This window comes from Luteimonas terrae, assembly GCF_031457535.1.
GTDB classification, from domain to species: Bacteria; Pseudomonadota; Gammaproteobacteria; order Xanthomonadales; family Xanthomonadaceae; genus Luteimonas; species Luteimonas terrae_A.
In genome coordinates this window covers 32,790-47,576 of record NZ_JAVDWO010000020.1, presented here as the reverse complement: position 1 = coordinate 47,576, position 14,787 = coordinate 32,790, and the positions used below count along the sequence as shown (strand labels likewise).

At 67.4% G+C, this 14,787-nt stretch carries 15 protein-coding genes; 8 read left to right on the top strand and 7 right to left on the bottom strand.

Annotated features, from left to right (window positions below; translation table 11 throughout):
• Position 1 precedes the first annotated feature (1 nt).
• A complete protein-coding gene (locus tag J2W68_RS17735; RefSeq protein WP_310238720.1) occupies positions 2-1,150 on the bottom strand; it encodes an acyl-CoA dehydrogenase family protein in 1,149 nt (382 codons plus the stop codon).
• 254 nt (positions 1,151-1,404) lie between these two features.
• Between J2W68_RS17735 and J2W68_RS17730 the strand changes: the two genes are divergently transcribed.
• The 4 genes from J2W68_RS17730 (at position 1,405) to J2W68_RS17715 (ending at position 7,792) form a co-directional block, all read left to right on the top strand.
• On the top strand, positions 1,405-2,334 hold the full coding sequence (locus tag J2W68_RS17730; protein ID WP_310238675.1) for an ArsR/SmtB family transcription factor: 930 nt from the start codon (positions 1,405-1,407) through the stop codon (positions 2,332-2,334).
• Positions 2,331-3,428, top strand: coding sequence for a homocysteine S-methyltransferase family protein (locus J2W68_RS17725; protein ID WP_310238673.1), 1,098 nt, complete (start codon positions 2,331-2,333; stop codon positions 3,426-3,428). Before J2W68_RS17730 ends, J2W68_RS17725 begins: the two co-directional genes overlap by 4 nt.
• 100 nt (positions 3,429-3,528) lie before the next feature.
• Positions 3,529-6,291 carry a methionine synthase gene (metH, locus tag J2W68_RS17720; protein ID WP_310238670.1) on the top strand — a complete coding sequence of 921 codons (2,763 nt, stop codon included), beginning with the start codon at positions 3,529-3,531 and terminating at the stop codon, positions 6,289-6,291.
• A gap of 79 nt (positions 6,292-6,370) precedes the next feature.
• Entirely contained in the window at positions 6,371-7,792 is a 1,422-nt protein-coding gene (locus tag J2W68_RS17715) for an amidohydrolase family protein (RefSeq protein WP_310238667.1), read from the top strand.
• A gap of 59 nt (positions 7,793-7,851) precedes the next feature.
• Here J2W68_RS17715 and J2W68_RS17710 read toward each other — a convergent pair whose 3' ends face one another.
• From J2W68_RS17710 to J2W68_RS17685, 6 genes are all read right to left on the bottom strand, one after another.
• Positions 7,852-8,553: a transporter gene (locus J2W68_RS17710; protein ID WP_345784588.1), complete on the bottom strand. Its 702-nt coding sequence runs from the start codon at positions 8,551-8,553 to the stop codon at positions 7,852-7,854.
• 61 nt (positions 8,554-8,614) lie between these two features.
• Positions 8,615-9,316: a DUF2058 domain-containing protein gene (locus J2W68_RS17705; RefSeq protein ID WP_310238662.1), complete on the bottom strand. Its 702-nt coding sequence runs from the start codon at positions 9,314-9,316 to the stop codon at positions 8,615-8,617.
• A gap of 11 nt (positions 9,317-9,327) precedes the next feature.
• Complete coding sequence (locus J2W68_RS17700) at positions 9,328-9,555, bottom strand: SlyX family protein (RefSeq protein ID WP_310238660.1); 228 nt, start codon at positions 9,553-9,555, stop codon at positions 9,328-9,330.
• A 52-nt stretch (positions 9,556-9,607) separates the two neighbouring features.
• On the bottom strand, positions 9,608-10,372 hold the full coding sequence (locus J2W68_RS17695) for an FKBP-type peptidyl-prolyl cis-trans isomerase (RefSeq protein WP_310238658.1): 765 nt from the start codon (positions 10,370-10,372) through the stop codon (positions 9,608-9,610).
• Between the two features lie 77 nt (positions 10,373-10,449).
• Entirely contained in the window at positions 10,450-11,364 is a 915-nt protein-coding gene (locus J2W68_RS17690; RefSeq protein ID WP_310238655.1) for an FKBP-type peptidyl-prolyl cis-trans isomerase, read from the bottom strand.
• Between the two features lie 91 nt (positions 11,365-11,455).
• Positions 11,456-12,046, bottom strand: a complete 591-nt coding sequence (locus J2W68_RS17685; RefSeq protein WP_310238653.1) for a glutathione peroxidase — start codon at positions 12,044-12,046, stop codon at positions 11,456-11,458.
• Between the two features lie 132 nt (positions 12,047-12,178).
• On the opposite strand from J2W68_RS17685, the gene J2W68_RS17680 reads away from it, so the two are divergent.
• Genes J2W68_RS17680 through J2W68_RS17665 form a run of 4 tightly spaced genes read left to right on the top strand, consistent with a single transcriptional unit; the run spans position 12,179 to position 14,748 of the window.
• A complete protein-coding gene (locus J2W68_RS17680) occupies positions 12,179-12,457 on the top strand; it encodes a hypothetical protein (RefSeq protein WP_310238650.1) in 279 nt (92 codons plus the stop codon).
• Between the two features lie 4 nt (positions 12,458-12,461).
• Positions 12,462-12,833, top strand: a complete 372-nt coding sequence (locus J2W68_RS17675) for a GntR family transcriptional regulator (protein ID WP_310150180.1) — start codon at positions 12,462-12,464, stop codon at positions 12,831-12,833.
• On the top strand, positions 12,830-13,705 hold the full coding sequence (locus tag J2W68_RS17670) for an ABC transporter ATP-binding protein (RefSeq protein WP_310238647.1): 876 nt from the start codon (positions 12,830-12,832) through the stop codon (positions 13,703-13,705). Before J2W68_RS17675 ends, J2W68_RS17670 begins: the two co-directional genes overlap by 4 nt.
• A complete protein-coding gene (locus J2W68_RS17665; RefSeq protein WP_310238645.1) occupies positions 13,702-14,748 on the top strand; it encodes a hypothetical protein in 1,047 nt (348 codons plus the stop codon). Before J2W68_RS17670 ends, J2W68_RS17665 begins: the two co-directional genes overlap by 4 nt.
• Positions 14,749-14,787 lie beyond the last annotated feature (39 nt).

Sequence of the window (14,787 nt, the reverse complement as noted above, 5' to 3'; positions counted from 1 at the left end):
ATCAGCGCAGGCCGGTCTCGTTGCGGGCGATCACCAGACGCTGGATCTCGCTGGTGCCTTCATAGATCTCGGTGATCTTGGCGTCGCGGAAATACCGTTCGATCGGCATCTCCTTCGAATAGCCCATGCCACCGTGAATCTGCAGCGCCTGATGGGTGATCCACATCGCGGCTTCCGATGCGGTGAGCTTGGCGATGGCGGCCTCGTTGCTGAAGCGCTTGCCCTCGCCCTTGAGCCAGGCGGCGCGCAGGGTGAGCAGCAGCGATGCGTCCAGCTTGCACTTCATGTCGGCGATCTTGGCCTGGGTCATCTGGAACGCGCCGATCGGCTGACCGAAGGCCTTGCGTTCCTTGACGTAGGCCATGGTCGCTTCGTACGCAGCACGGGCGATGCCGATGGCCTGCGACGCGATACCGATGCGGCCGGCGTCGAGCACGCCCATGGCGATCTTGAAGCCCTGACCTTCCTCGCCCAGTACGTCGGAGGCCTGGGCCACGTAGTCCTGGAACTCGATCTCGCAGGTCGCCGAGGCCCGGATGCCCAGCTTGGGCTCGGTCTTGCCGCGGTGGAAGCCGTCGCGACTGCCGTCGACCAGGAACGCGGTGATGCCGCGCGCGCCCTTGTCGAGCTCGGTCACCGCGAACAGCACGAAGTACTTGGCGACGGGGCCGGAGGTGATCCAGCTCTTCTTGCCGTTGATGACATAGCTGCCGTCAGCCTGCTTGACCGCGCGGCACTTCATCGCGGTGGCGTCGGAGCCCGATTGCGGCTCGGTCAGTGCGAATGCGCCGATCTCGCGGCCTTCGGCGATTGCGCGCACGTAGGTCTGCTTCTGCTCCTCGGTGCCGTGGGTCAGGATGCCGTTGCAGAACAGCGAGTTGTTGACCGACATGATCGTCGAATGCGCGGCATCGGCCGCGGCCACCTCGATCATCGCCAGCACGTAGGAGATCGGGTCCATGCCGGCGCCGCCGTACTCGTCGGGCACTTCGATACCCATCAGGCCGTTCTCGCCGAGCACCTTCATGTTCTCGACGGGGAAGTCACCGGTGCGGTCATGGTGTTCGGCGCTGGGCGCGATGCGCTCCTGGGCGATCCGGCGCGCGATGTCCTGGATCATCAACTGCTCTTCGCTGAAACCGAACTCCACGGCGTGCAACTCCTGCTCGAAAACGATCCGGCGATTGTAACGTTCCAGCACGGTAAAACACCCGACAAACCGGTTGCGCAGTGCAGCATGAATCGCCCGGAAACACCGGGCGACGCGTTCGGCCAAGTGGGATGCAAAGGGTGTATGTCCACGCCCCGGCGATGTGACCGTCGCATGACGTCGCCCCCGCGCAACCTTGACCCAAGCGCCGTGCGCGCCGACAATTATCTCTATATCGCGATATGGAGATATTGATGGATCTGGAGGCCTGGTCCGCGCGCCTGAAAGTGCTCGCCGACCCCACGCGTGTCCGCCTGCTCGCCCTGCTTGAGGTCGAAGAGCTCACAGTGGCCGAGTTGTCCTCGATCACCCGTCTCGCGCAGCCGCGCGTGTCCACGCATCTGGCGCGCCTGAAGGAAGCGAACCTCGTGCGCGACCGCCGCGCCGGTGTGTCCGCCTATTACCGCTTCGATGATGCCGCGCTCGACCCCGCGCAGCGCGCCCTGTGGCAGGCCTTGTCGACCGGCAGCGACGATCCGCTGCTGCGCCAGGATGCCGAACGCACGCCCGCCGTGCTGGCGACGCGCGCCGCCGATCAGAGTTGGGCCGACACCGTGGCCGGCGACATGGAGCGGCACTACTCACCCGGCCGCACCTGGGAGGCGCTCGCGCGCTCGGCGCTGCCGCTGCTGGAAACCGGCGACGTGCTCGATATCGCATCCGGCGACGGCGTGCTCGCCGAGCTGCTGGCGCCACATGCAAACCGCTATGTCTGCCTCGACGCCAGCCGGCGGGTCGTCGCGGCGTCCGCCGAACGCCTCAAGCGGTTCACCAACGTCGAAGTGCGCGAGGGCGACATGCATGCCCTGCCTTTCGACGAGGCGAGTTTCGATCTGGTCGTACTGATGCATGCGCTGACCTACGCGACCAAGCCCGCGCAGGCCGTCACCGAAGCCGCGCGCGTGCTGCGCCCGGGCGGCCGGCTGCTGCTGTCGAGCCTCGACCGCCACGGTCACGAGACCGCGGTGCAGGCTTATGGCCATGCGAACCTCGGCTTCCCGGACAAGGAACTGCGTCGCTTCGTCACCAAGGCTGGCCTGGAGATCCACAGCGCGGAAACCGTCACCCGCGAGAAGCGTCCGCCGCATTTCCAGGTGATCTCGATCATCGCGAGAAAGCCATGAGTGCCTGGCTGCATCCCGAACGCGTCGCCGCGCTCGACGCGGCGCTGGCTACGCGCATTCTCGTCCTTGACGGGGCGATGGGCACGATGATCCAGCGCCATGAACTCACCGAAGCCGACTACCGCGGCGACCGCTTCACGGATGGCTACGACGCGCTGCATGCCGTCGATGACCACGCGCATGGCGCCAGCTGCGGCTGCGAAAGCTTTGATCAGCGCGGCAACAACGATCTGCTGACGCTCACACGGCCCGACATCATCCAGGGCATCCATGCCGATTACCTCGCCGCGGGCGCGGACATCGTCGAGACCAATACCTTCAACTCCACCGCGGTCTCGCTGGCGGATTACCACCTGCAGCACCTGGTCCACGAGCTCAACCGCGAGGGCGCTGCGCTCGCGCGCGCCGCGTGTGACGCCGCGCAGGCGCAAACCCCCGACCGCCCGCGCTTCGTCGCCGGCATCCTCGGGCCGACCAGCCGCACCGCGTCGATCAGCCCGGACGTCAACGATCCCGGCTATCGCGCGGTGACCTTTGACGAACTCGTCGCGATCTACCGCGACGCCGCGCATGGCCTGATCGACGGTGGCGCCGACATCCTGATGGTCGAGACCGTGTTCGACACACTCAACGCCAAGGCCGCGCTGTACGCGATCGAGACCGTGTTCGACGACCTCGGCGGACGGCTGCCGGTGATGATTTCCGGCACGATCACCGATGCTTCGGGCCGCACGCTGTCCGGCCAGACTGCCGAAGCATTCTGGTATTCGCTGCAGCACGCGCGTCCGCACGCGATCGGCCTGAACTGCGCGCTGGGCGCGAAGGATCTGCGGCCGCACGTCGAGACGTTGGCGCAGATCGCGCAGACTTATGTGTCCTGCCATCCCAATGCCGGCCTGCCGAATGCGTTCGGCGGTTATGACGAAACGCCCGAGGACATGGCCGAGGTGCTGCGCGAATTCGCGACCGCCGGCCTGCTCAACATCGTCGGTGGTTGCTGCGGCACCTCGCCCGACCACATCCGCGCGATCGCCGAAGCAGTCGCCGATGTGGCGCCACGGGTGCCCGGGCGCGTGCAGGAGGCCGCGGCGTGACCGCTATGCGCCCAGCCTGTGTAGGAGCGCGCTCGCGCGCGATCGGGCGTTCGAAGGACACCGTCATCGCGCGCGAGCGCGCTCCTACAGGGGTCGCGAGATGACCCGCCATATGCGCCTGTCCGGCCTCGAGCCGCTGATCGTCACCCCGGAACTGCTCTTCATCAATGTCGGCGAGCGCACCAACGTCACCGGCTCGGCGGCGTTCCGCAAGCTGATCAAGGAAAACCGCTATCCGGAGGCCGTCGAGGTCGCGCGCCAGCAGGTCGAAGGCGGCGCGCAGATCCTCGACGTCAACATGGATGAAGGCATGCTCGATTCCGAGCATGCGATGACCACCTTCCTCAACCTGATCGCCGCCGAGCCGGACATCGCGCGCATCCCGGTGATGGTCGACTCCTCGAAGTGGACCGTCATCGAGGCCGGGCTCAAGTGCCTGCAGGGCAAGGGCGTGGTCAACTCGATCTCGCTCAAGGAAGGCGAAGCCGCGTTCCTCGAACAGGCGCGCAAGGTGCTGCGCTACGGCGCGGCGGTCGTGGTCATGGCGTTCGACGAGGTCGGCCAGGCCGACACCAAGGACCGCAAGGTCGAGATCTGCACGCGCGCCTACAAGTTGCTCACCGAAGTCGTCGGGTTTCCGCCCGAGGACATCATTTTCGATCCGAACATCTTCGCGATCGCCACCGGCATCGCCGAGCACGACAACTACGCGGTCGACTTCATCGAAGCAACCCGCGAAATCAAGGCGACGCTGCCGCATTGCCACGTCTCGGGCGGCGTCTCCAACGTGTCGTTCTCGTTCCGCGGCAACGAGGTCGTGCGGCAGGCGATCCACGCCGTGTTCCTGTTCCATGCGATCCGGGCCGGCATGGACTTCGGCATCGTCAACGCCGGCGCGATGCCGATCGTCGACGACCTCGATCCCGAGCTGCGCACCTGCGTCGAGGACGTGGTGCTCAACCGCCGCAGCGATTCGACCGAGCGCCTGCTCGATCTCGCCGAACGCTACAAGGGCAAGAAAGGCGCGGCCCACGTCGAGAACACCGCCTGGCGCGAGGCGCCGGTGCAGCAGCGGCTCACCCATGCGCTGGTGCACGGCATCGACCAGTACGTGGTCGAGGACACCGAGGAAGCACGGCAATCGTTCACGCGTCCGCTGGACGTCATCGAGGGTCCTTTGATGGCCGGCATGAACGTCGTCGGCGATCTGTTCGGCGCCGGCAAGATGTTCCTGCCGCAGGTGGTCAAGTCCGCACGCGTGATGAAGAAGGCGGTCGCCTATCTGCTGCCCTACATCGAGGCCGAGAAGCTGCGCACCGGCGACGCCGGCAAGAACAACGGCCGCGTGCTGATGGCGACGGTCAAGGGCGACGTGCACGACATCGGCAAGAACATCGTCGGCGTGGTGCTGGCCTGCAACAACTTCGAGGTCGTCGACCTCGGCGTCATGGTCGCCACCCAGACCATCCTCGACAAGGCGCGCGAGGTGCAGGCGGATGTGATAGGCCTGTCGGGCCTGATCACGCCTTCGCTCGAGGAAATGAGCCATGTCGCGCGCGAGATGAAGCGCCAGGGCTTCGAGACGCCGCTGCTGATCGGCGGCGCGACGACGTCGCGCGCGCACACCGCCCTGAAGATCGCGCCGCACTACGCGTCACCGACGGTGTGGGTCAAGGACGCCTCGCGCGCGGTCGGCGTGGTGCAGTCGCTGATCAGCCCGGAGCTGCGCGGCGCCTTCGTCGCCGCCAACGATGCCGACTACGCCGAGATCCGCGCGCGCCACGCCAACCGCGGCGACGCGAAGCGACTGGTGTCGCTGGCGAAGGCGCGTGCGCAGCGCTTCGATGGCGATTGGGACACCTATGTCCCCCCGATCCCGCGCGCGCCGGGCGTGCACGTGTTCGAGGACTGGCCGCTCGACGATCTCGTCGACATCATCGACTGGACTCCGTTCTTCAACGCCTGGGAACTGTTCGGCCGTTATCCGGCGATCCTCAGCGACGAGATCGTCGGCCCGCAGGCCACCGAACTGTTCAACGATGCGCAGGCGATGCTGCGCACGATCGTCGACGAGAAATGGCTGACCGCGAAGGCCGTGTTCGGGCTGTGGCCGGCCAACAGCGTCGGGGACGATGTGGAGGTGGTTCTGTCCGACCAGCGGGCTTCGGCAAGCGGAAACCGGGATTCGGATGCCACCGGCACTCGCGTTTCCGAATCCCCAACTCCCAATGCCCACCCCCGAACCACCACCCTCCACTTCCTTCGCCAGCAGGTCGACAAGCCGGTCGAGCGGCCGGACTTTTGCCTCGCCGACTTCATCGCCCCGAAGGACAGCGGGGTCGAGGACTGGATCGGCGCGTTCGCGGTCACCGCCGGTATCGGTATCGAGCCGCATGTCGCCCGCTTTGAAGCCGCGCACGACGACTACAACGCGATCCTGCTCAAGGCGCTGGCCGATCGTCTGGCAGAAGCACTGGCCGAGCGCCTGCACCAGCGCGTGCGCACCGAGTACTGGGGCTACGCGGCCGACGAAGCGCTCGATACCGACGCACTGGTCGCCGAGAAATACCGCGGTATCCGCCCTGCACCCGGCTATCCGGCATGCCCCGAGCACAGCGAGAAGGGCCGTCTGTTCGAGATGCTGGATGCGACCGCGCACACCACCATGACGCTGACCGAAAGCTTCGCGATGCTGCCGACGGCGGCGGTGTCGGGCTATTACTTCAGCCATCCGAAGAGCCAGTATTTCGTCGTCGGCCGGGTGTCCAAGGAACAGGCACAGGATTACGCCAAGCGCAAGGGCGCGACGCTGGCGCAGGTCGAACGCTGGCTGGCCTCGAACTTGGATTACGACCCGGAATAGGACCGCACGCGGCATGGACACACGACCGCTACCCGGCGGTCGGTAGGCTGTTGCGTCCTCCACGAAACAGGACGCCCGCATGTTCCGACGCCCCGGCGCACTCGTCGCGCTCGCCGCCACGGCCTGCCTCGCCGCCTGCAGCGGCCCCGCACAGGACGCAGCCACCGCTGACGCATCCGCCACGTCCGAGGTCGACACCGGCGTGATCGTCATCGACAACGCGCGCGTGTTCGACGGCATGCGCGATCTGGGCGAAGTCTCGCTGGTGATCCGTGACGGCCTGATCGAACGCGTCGCCGAGGCCGGTGCGAACGACCTGCCCGAAGGCGCCGAGCGCATCGACCATCGCGGCCGTTTCATCATTCCCGGTCTGGTCAACGATCACGCGCACGTCGGCAACACCCGCGGCACCGAGCACGGCGACCGTTTCTATACGCAGGACCAGGTCTCGGCCGATCTGCGCCAGTTCCAGGCCTACGGCATCACCACGGTCGCGTCCCTGGGCATGAACGGCAACGCGTTCGGCGAGATCCGCACTGCGATCAATGCCGATCCGATGCTCGGCGCCCAGCTTTACGGCGCGGGTGGCGGCGTCGGTACACCTGACGGCGCACCGCCGGCCGCGAACATGGGTCTGTCGGACGATCCCGTCGCGCGCCCCGTGGATGCCGAAAGCGCTCGCGCCGCGGTGCGCGCACAGGCCGCATCCGGCGTGGACCTGATCAAGCTCTGGGTCGACGACCTCGGCGGCAAGTCACCGCAGATGACGCCCGAGGTCTACAAGGCCGCGATCGAGGAAGCGCATTCCCTTGAGCTGCTGGTCGCCGCGCATATCCATGATCTGGAACCGGCGGCGGATCTCGTCGCCAGCGGCGTCGACATCATCGCCCACGGCATCCGCGACCAGGCGATCGATGCGACGCTCGTCGAGGCGATGAAAACGGCGGGCACCGGCTACATCGCCACGCTGCAGATCGACGAAGCGAACTATATCTACGCCGAGCAGCCGGACTGGCTGGACACGCCGTTCCTGCGCAACGCCCTGCCCGCGTCGGTGCGCGCGCAATGGTCGGACGCGGCGTGGCGCGAGCAGAAGCTGGCCGATCCGGCGACGCAGACCCATCGCGACGCACTGGCGGTGAATCTCGCCAACCTGTCGTCTCTGCGCGAGGCCGGCGTGCGTATCGGTTTCGGCACCGACGCCGGCGCGTTGCCGCACCGCGTGCCGGGCTTCGCCGAGCATCGCGAACTGGAACTGATGGTCGAGCGGGCCGGCTTCAGCCCCGAGCAGGCGCTGGTGGTCGTGACAAGCGTGGCCGCGCAGATGCTGCGCTTCGATGATCGCGGCGCGCTGCAGCCCGGCAAGCGCGCCGACTTCGTGGTGTTGTCGGCCGATCCGCTGAGCGACATCCGCAACACGCGCAGCATCGAAGCCGTGTGGCAGGCCGGGCGCAAGGTCGCCGGCCCCATTGCCGACTACGACCCGCAGGCGCGGGACTGATCCAGACCCGTCGCGATCCGCGCCCACCCGCGCGGGTCGCGGCCGCCGATGGGGACGCATCAGGGCAGCAGGAAGGACACGCCGAAACCACCGGTCCAGTCGTCCTCGTCGGCGGCGAACCCGCGCAACACCGACAGATCCAGCTGCACCGCAGGCGCGACGCGCCAGGTGACGCCGGTGCCCAGCGCGCGTGAGCGCTGCGCGCCGGTGCCGAGCCCAGCTTCGACGTACGCACCGAGGGAATCGGTCGACAGGAACGTGTAACTCGGTGAGACCGTCCAACCGGTGCCGGTCTCGTCGCGCGTGCCGTTGACGTAGAACGCGAGATCTCCGGTCGCGACGCTGACGCCGAGATCCTGCTGCGCGCGTTCGGCGCGGATGTCGGACGCGCCGGTCAGCACGCCCTGCCGCGCAAGCAACGCCCACTGCGTGTCGTCGTTCGAACCGGGCAACACCCACTTCAGCGCGACGTTGCTGTCGCCACCACCGTGCACGCGTTCGTGTGCATCCGCGCTGCGCGTGCGCTCCCACACGCGGCTGTCGCTGCCGAGCTGCAGCTCGAGATCCGCGCCCAGGCCCACGCGCAACACACTCGCGGCGGCGTAACGCGTGGTGCGCACGCCGTCGCTGTCGGCATGGCCGATGTCGGGCAGGCCCTGCTCCCAGGCGATCTGCCCGGGCGCCAGTACCGAGGGCGAGAAGCCGAGACCGGGCCGGTCGAACTCGACATCGGCCGCGTCCTGGCCTGCGCAACGGCGCAGGCGAACGCGAGCAGTCCGATCGCGCCTGCACGCAGGACGAAACGCGCAGGTAGGAACAGGATCACCAGACGAGATCGTCCGGGACCTGGTATTTCGGATCGCTGTAGGGATCGTCGGCCACCGGCGCGTCGGGATCGATCCGCAGCGCCACCGACGGCGCGAAGATCGAGCCGGCTTCCTCCAGCACCGCCGCGGTGACCAGCATGTAGCGGCCATTGAGTTGCACGACGCCGAGCTCGCCGGCATTGAGCGCCTTGAGCTGTGCCTCGTCGACATGGATGCGCTTGATCTTGCCGCCGTATTCGAAGTGGCGGGCGATCTCGGCCTCGGGCTTGTTGAGCGACTTGTCGGCGAGAAAGACCTCAAGCTTCGCGCGCGCCTCGCGGCGCAGACGAGCCTCTTCCTGCTTGACCCGCTCGGCCTCGATGCGCTCGTCCTTTTCGCGCTGGGCGCGGATGGCGAAGGCCTTGGCCAGATCGATGTCTTCGCGGGGCGGGCGCTTGCCCTGCGGCGCGCCCCTACGATCGTTGTTCGGGCGCGGTTTGCCGTCGTTGCGCGCTGCGCCACTGGTGCGGGCCTGCGGACGCGCGGCGGCATCGCCACGCGGCGCGCCGCCCTTGCCATCGGCGGCGCGGCCGGCGGGGCGTGGGCCACGCCGGTCGTCAGGCCGCGGGCGACGCTCGTCGCGGCGGGGCTTGGGCGCAGCCGGGGCCGGCGCCTTGAATCCGAGGCCGAGCAGCTGGTCGCGGAGGGTATCGGTCATTGCGGTCGACCTCAGTAATGCGGGGGCGGCGGTTCTTCCGACGCGTCGGGGAACTGCACGGTGCGCGCCTGGCGCAGGTCGTCCATCATCCGGCGCAGCAACCCGGTCTGGGCGCTGAGCTCGAGTCGCGCCTGACTCAGTGCGTCGTTGAGCTCGCCGATGGTCTGCTCCTGGAACGCGAGTCGCGTCTCCAGTTCGGTGACGCGCGATTCCAGCGCGTCATGTCCGGTGTCATTCATTGCATTCTCGATGGACCGGCGCGCCGCACGGGGCGGCGCACCGGCCGGGGTCTTACTTGACGATGTCCTGCAGCTCGACTTCGAACACCAGCGCCTGGTTCGGACCGATCGGACCCGAGCCCATCTCGCCATAACCCAGCGCCGCCGGGATCCACAGCTCGTACTTGCTGCCGACCGGCATCAGCTGCAGGCCTTCCTGCCAGCCCGGCACCACCTGGTTAAGCGCGAACTGCGCCGGCTCGCCGCGATCGATCGAGCTGTCGAAGGTTTCGCCGTTGAGCAGCGTGCCCTTGTAATGCACGCGCACGGTGTCGTTCGGGCCCGGCTTGGCGCCGGTGCCTTCGGTGATCACGCGGTACTGCAGGCCCGATGCGGTGGTCTGCACGCCTTCACGCTTGCCGTTCTCGGCGAGGAACTTCTCTGCCTCGGCGGCATTGGTCCGGGACTTCTCTTCCATCTCCGCAACCTGCTTGGCCTGCATGCGCTCGCCGAACTTCTGCATCACGCCCATGGCCTGCTCGTCGCTGATCTCGACGGCCTTGTCGTCCAGCGTTTCGGCAATCGCGCGCTGCAGCGTCTTGACGTCGATCTCGTCCTTGATCTGCTTGAGCTGCTCGCCCATCTGGTTGCCGATGATGTAGCTGATCTGCTCGCGCTCGCCCTTGAGGCCGGCGATCTCGCCGCCTTCGGCCGGCGTCTCGGCAGCGGCGCCTTCGACCGGCTTACCGGTCTCCTTGTCGATCGGCTTGCAGGCGATCATCGCCAGCGGCAGGACGGCGACGAGGCCGACGATGGCGAGGCGCTTGGTGTTCTTCATGCGGTCAAAACTCCGGGATAAGAGGATCTGGAACGGACGGCCGCGCGCGGCGGTCGACGGAAGGAGAAACGGGTTGTCTAGAGGATGTCGATCAGTTCGACATCGAAGATGAGCGTGGAGTTCGCGGGAATGTTCGGCGGGCTGCCGCGCACACCGTAAGCCAGCTCTCCGGGAATCCAGAAACGGTATTTGCTGCCGATCGGCATCAGCTGCAGGCCTTCGGTCCAGCCGGCGATGACCTGGTCGAGCCCGAACACGGCCGGTTCGCCGCGGCTGTAGGAACTGTCGAACTCGGTGCCGTCGAGCAGCGTGCCCTTGTAATGCACGCGCACGCGGTCGCTGGCGCGCGGGCGTGGTCCCTGCCCCGGCGTCTGGACGCTGTACTGGATGCCCGACGCGGTGGCGAACACGCCCGGCTTGCCACGGTTGGCCGTCATGAAGGCAATGCCGGCCTGGCGGTTGTCGTCGGCCGCGCGTGCCGTGCGCAGCTGGCCGCGGGTGACCATGGTCTGACGCACCTGGGCGATCTCGTCGGCGGCCAGCGCCGGCGACTTGCCGTCGACCGTGTCGCGAAGGCCGCGCATCAGCGGCGCGACAGCGATCTCGTCGCGCATCGGGGCCAGCGACCGGCCTACGTCGGCACCGAGCATCTGGCCAACCTTGGCGCGATCGACGGCGGGCGGTTCGCTGCCCGGCGGCAGGCCCGGCACCGGTCGACCACTGCGCGAGGCAACGCGCTGCGCCAGTGCCTGGCCGATGCGCTGGGTTTCGGCAGGGTCGAGCGTCGGCGGCGTACCGGCAAGGGCGGCCGTCACAGCGGCTTCGAACGCGGCGAGGTCGAGATCGGGCGTCACCTGGGACAGCTGGGCGGCCATGTCCATGCCGACCACATAGCTGCTCTTGTCGCGATCGGTGCCTTCGGCAGCCACCGCCAGCGTGGCGACCGGCGCCAGCAGCAACGCAAGTGCCGCGGCACGCATCTGATTCAACATCCGCATGGTTCTCCTGCCCCGGATGCGGGGCGATGCAGCCCGCTATTGTCGCGGGCGCGCGGCGGCGGGGCAATCACGCCTACCGCAGGCTTCAGCGGGCGGCCGGCCTCGGCGCAGCCAGCGCACGCTCGATGGCGGCGAGGATTTCCGGCGCGTCCGGTTTGGTACGGCTGCCCCACTGGCCCAGCACCCGCCCGTCGCGGCCCACCAGATACTTGTGGAAGTTCCACTGCGGCGCCTGTCCGGTGGCCTCGGCGAGCTGCTTGTACATGGGCGTGGCCTCGGGGCCGACCACGTGCACCTTCTGGAACATCGGGAACTTCACGCCGTAGGTCAACGTGCAGAACTCCTGGATCGCCGCCTCGTCCTCGAATTCCTGTTCCTTGAAATCGCCGGACGGAAAGCCCAGCACCGCGAAGCCGCGCGGACGCAGGCGTGCATGCATCGCCTCGAGCGCTTCGTACTGCGGGGTGAAGCCGCACTTGCTCGCCGTGTTGACGATCAGCACCACGTCGCCGCCGTAGGTGCTGCGCAGATCGACGGTTTCGCGGACTGCGAGCTGGCGGAACTGATGATCGAGCACGCCGCGAGGCGCAGCCGGGTCCTGCGCGAAAGCCGCGCCGGCCACCAGAGTCACACCCACTACTAGCGCCATGCGCCAGAACCACCGATTGCCACGCATGTCGCGGTCTCCTGGACGGCCGGCGGACCCGTGCCATCAGTTGGGTAGAAATTTCTGCAAGCCGCGTTGACACCTGCTGCGGTGGTGTTATAGTCACCTACAACACCTACCCACTAGAGCAGGACGGTCCTCATGAACCGCAGGCTCCACACCCCGATCATCGCATGCACCGCCTCCGCCCTGGCGCTCTCGGCCGGCCTGCTGTTCGCCGGTCCGGCGCTGTCGGCCGGCGAGACCGCGTCGTCGCCCGTGACCGTCGCCGTTGCCGCGAAGGCACGTGTCCAGACCGAGCGTGCTGCGACGACGACCGACCTCGACGCGGAGACCCCCCGTCCCCGCACCCGCCGTGCACGCAGCGGCTTCGCCCTGCCGTACTTCTCGTTCGCGCGGGGCGCAGGTGGAAGGAGCTGACGTCATGGCCAATATCGAATGGAGCGACGGCGCTCCCATCTACCGCCAGCTGAAGGAACGCGTCATCGCGATGATGCTCGACGGCGTCCTCAAGCCCGGCGACGCGCTGCCCTCGGTGCGCCAGGTGGCCGCCGACTACCAGCTCAACCCGATCACCGTCTCCCGCGCCTACCAGGAACTCGCCGACGAGGCGCTGGTCGAGAAGCGCCGCGGGCTGGGCATGTTCGTCACCGAGGAAGCCTCGAAGAAGCTGCGCAGCAGCGAGCGCGAGCGGTTCCTGCACGACGAATGGCCGCAGGTGGTGGAACGGATCGAACGCCTGGGGCTGTCGACCCGGGACCTGCTGCAGTCCATCGGCAATGGAGCCAACGAATGAACGCCGTCATCGACACCCCGGTGATCACCGCGCGCAACCTCACCAAGACCTACAAGGGCGCGCGTGCGCTCGACGGCACCAGCTTCCAGATTCCGGCCGGCCGCATCGTCGGCCTGATCGGTCCCAACGGTGCCGGCAAGACCACAGCCTTGAAGGCGCTGCTAGGCCTGATCCGCTTCGACGGTGAGATGTCGGTGCTGGGCCGCGATCCACGCATCGAACGCGACGCACTGATGAACGATGTCTGCTTCATCGCCGACGTCGCGGTGCTGCCGCGCTGGATGCGGGTGCGTGACGCGATCGATTTCGTCGAAGGCGTGCATCCCCGCTTCGACCGCGCCCGTTGCGAGCGCTTTCTCGCCAATACCAAGCTCGGTCCGAAACAGCGCGTGCGCGAAATGTCCAAGGGCATGATCGTGCAGCTGCACCTGGCCCTGGTGATGGCGATCGACGCGAAGCTGCTGGTGCTCGACGAGCCGACGCTCGGGCTCGACATCCTCTACCGCAAGCAGTTCTACCAGCGCCTGCTGGAGGACTACTTCGACGAGCAGAAGACGATCATCGTCACCACGCACCAGGTCGAGGAGATCGAGCACATCCTCACCGACGTGCTGTTCATCCAGAACGGCAAGATCGTGCTGGACGCGCCGATGGACGAGGTCGGTGAGCGCTTCGTCGAAGTGCTGGTCCACGCCGAACACCTCGACGCCGCGCGCGCCCACCGCCCGATCGACGAACGCGCCCTGCCCTTCGGCAAGACGGTGATGCTGTTCGACAACGTGCCCGTTTCCACCCTGTCGACGTACGGCGAAACCCGCAGCCCGGGCCTGGCCGACCTGTTCGTGGCCACGATGAAAGGAGCCTACGCATGAATGCCGCCGCCGAACCCGTGGACACCCCGGTGCCGTCCCGCACCTTCGCAGCCACCCATCCGACCAGCCGCTTCCGCCTGCTGCTGCGGCGCGAGTACTGGGAGCACCGGGGCGGCATCTTCTGGGCGCCGATGATCGCCGGCGGCGTGTCGCTGCTGTTGTCGATCGGCCTGCTGATCGCCGGCATCGCGTTCGCCCACAAGGCGGTCGCCGAGGGCAATCTGGTCCAGCACAACGGCGTGACCATCAACGGGCTGGATCTGGGCACCCTCGCCCAGCAGTTGAGCAGTGACGATCTGCAACAGTTGTCGGAAGGCATGACCTACACGCTGGCGATGTCCGCAAGCTGGCCGTTCCTGGTGATGATCTTCGTCGCGTTCTTCTACTGCCTGGGCGCCCTGTACGACGACCGCCGCGACCGCAGCGTGCTGTTCTGGAAGTCGCTGCCGATTTCTGACGCGTCTACGGTGCTGTCCAAGGTGGTCACGGCCACGCTGGTGATCCCGCTCGTCGCGACGCTGTTCGCAGTCCTGATCATGTTCGCGTTCCTGATCGCCCTGAGCATCGCGGCCGCCGCGCACGGCGCCAATCCGGTGCCGCTGCTATGGGGCAACGGCGCGGTGTTCCTGCTGGCCGGGCAGTTCCTGGCGGCGATCCCGGTGTATGCCGCCTGGATGATGCCGACCGTCGGCTGGCTGCTGCTGTGCTCGGCCTGGGCCAAGAGCAAGCCGTTCCTGTGGGCGCTGTTGATTCCCCTGGCCCTGGGCGTTGCGACGTCGATGACCGGCCTGCTGCAGGTGATCGGACTGGAGCGCCACTGGCTCTGGGGCAACGTGATCTCACGGATGCTGCTGGGCACCGTGCCGTTCACTCACCGCGACCTGGCCTACCTGCAGTCGGACGCCATCGAGGCCAAGGAACTGTTCTCGATCCCGGGCGTTTACAGCAACTTCCTCGAGCCCTCGATGTGGATCGGCATCATCGCCGGCGCCGTGATGATCGCGATCGCCATCCGCCTGCGTCGCTGGCGCGAAGAAGGCTGAGCCACCCCGTTTCTCCCAGTCCGACTGATTCCGGAGACC

Bases quoted from the DNA above. Each gene is read 5' to 3' on its own strand.
- metH (WP_310238670.1), top strand. From the start codon at position 3,529: ATGACCCGCCATATGCGCCTGTCCGGCCTCGAGCCGCTGATCGTCACC.
- J2W68_RS17695 (WP_310238658.1), bottom strand. From the start codon at position 10,372: ATGAAGAACACCAAGCGCCTCGCCATCGTCGGCCTCGTCGCCGTCCTG.
- J2W68_RS17675 (WP_310150180.1), top strand. From the start codon at position 12,462: ATGGCCAATATCGAATGGAGCGACGGCGCTCCCATCTACCGCCAGCTG.
- J2W68_RS17685 (WP_310238653.1), bottom strand. From the start codon at position 12,046: ATGCGTGGCAATCGGTGGTTCTGGCGCATGGCGCTAGTAGTGGGTGTG.
- J2W68_RS17665 (WP_310238645.1), top strand. From the start codon at position 13,702: ATGAATGCCGCCGCCGAACCCGTGGACACCCCGGTGCCGTCCCGCACC.
- J2W68_RS17690 (WP_310238655.1), bottom strand. From the start codon at position 11,364: ATGTTGAATCAGATGCGTGCCGCGGCACTTGCGTTGCTGCTGGCGCCG.
- J2W68_RS17715 (WP_310238667.1), top strand. From the start codon at position 6,371: ATGTTCCGACGCCCCGGCGCACTCGTCGCGCTCGCCGCCACGGCCTGC.
- J2W68_RS17670 (WP_310238647.1), top strand. From the start codon at position 12,830: ATGAACGCCGTCATCGACACCCCGGTGATCACCGCGCGCAACCTCACC.
- J2W68_RS17700 (WP_310238660.1), bottom strand. From the start codon at position 9,555: ATGAATGACACCGGACATGACGCGCTGGAATCGCGCGTCACCGAACTG.
- J2W68_RS17705 (WP_310238662.1), bottom strand. From the start codon at position 9,316: ATGACCGATACCCTCCGCGACCAGCTGCTCGGCCTCGGATTCAAGGCG.
- J2W68_RS17680 (WP_310238650.1), top strand. From the start codon at position 12,179: ATGAACCGCAGGCTCCACACCCCGATCATCGCATGCACCGCCTCCGCC.
- J2W68_RS17725 (WP_310238673.1), top strand. From the start codon at position 2,331: ATGAGTGCCTGGCTGCATCCCGAACGCGTCGCCGCGCTCGACGCGGCG.
- J2W68_RS17730 (WP_310238675.1), top strand. From the start codon at position 1,405: ATGGATCTGGAGGCCTGGTCCGCGCGCCTGAAAGTGCTCGCCGACCCC.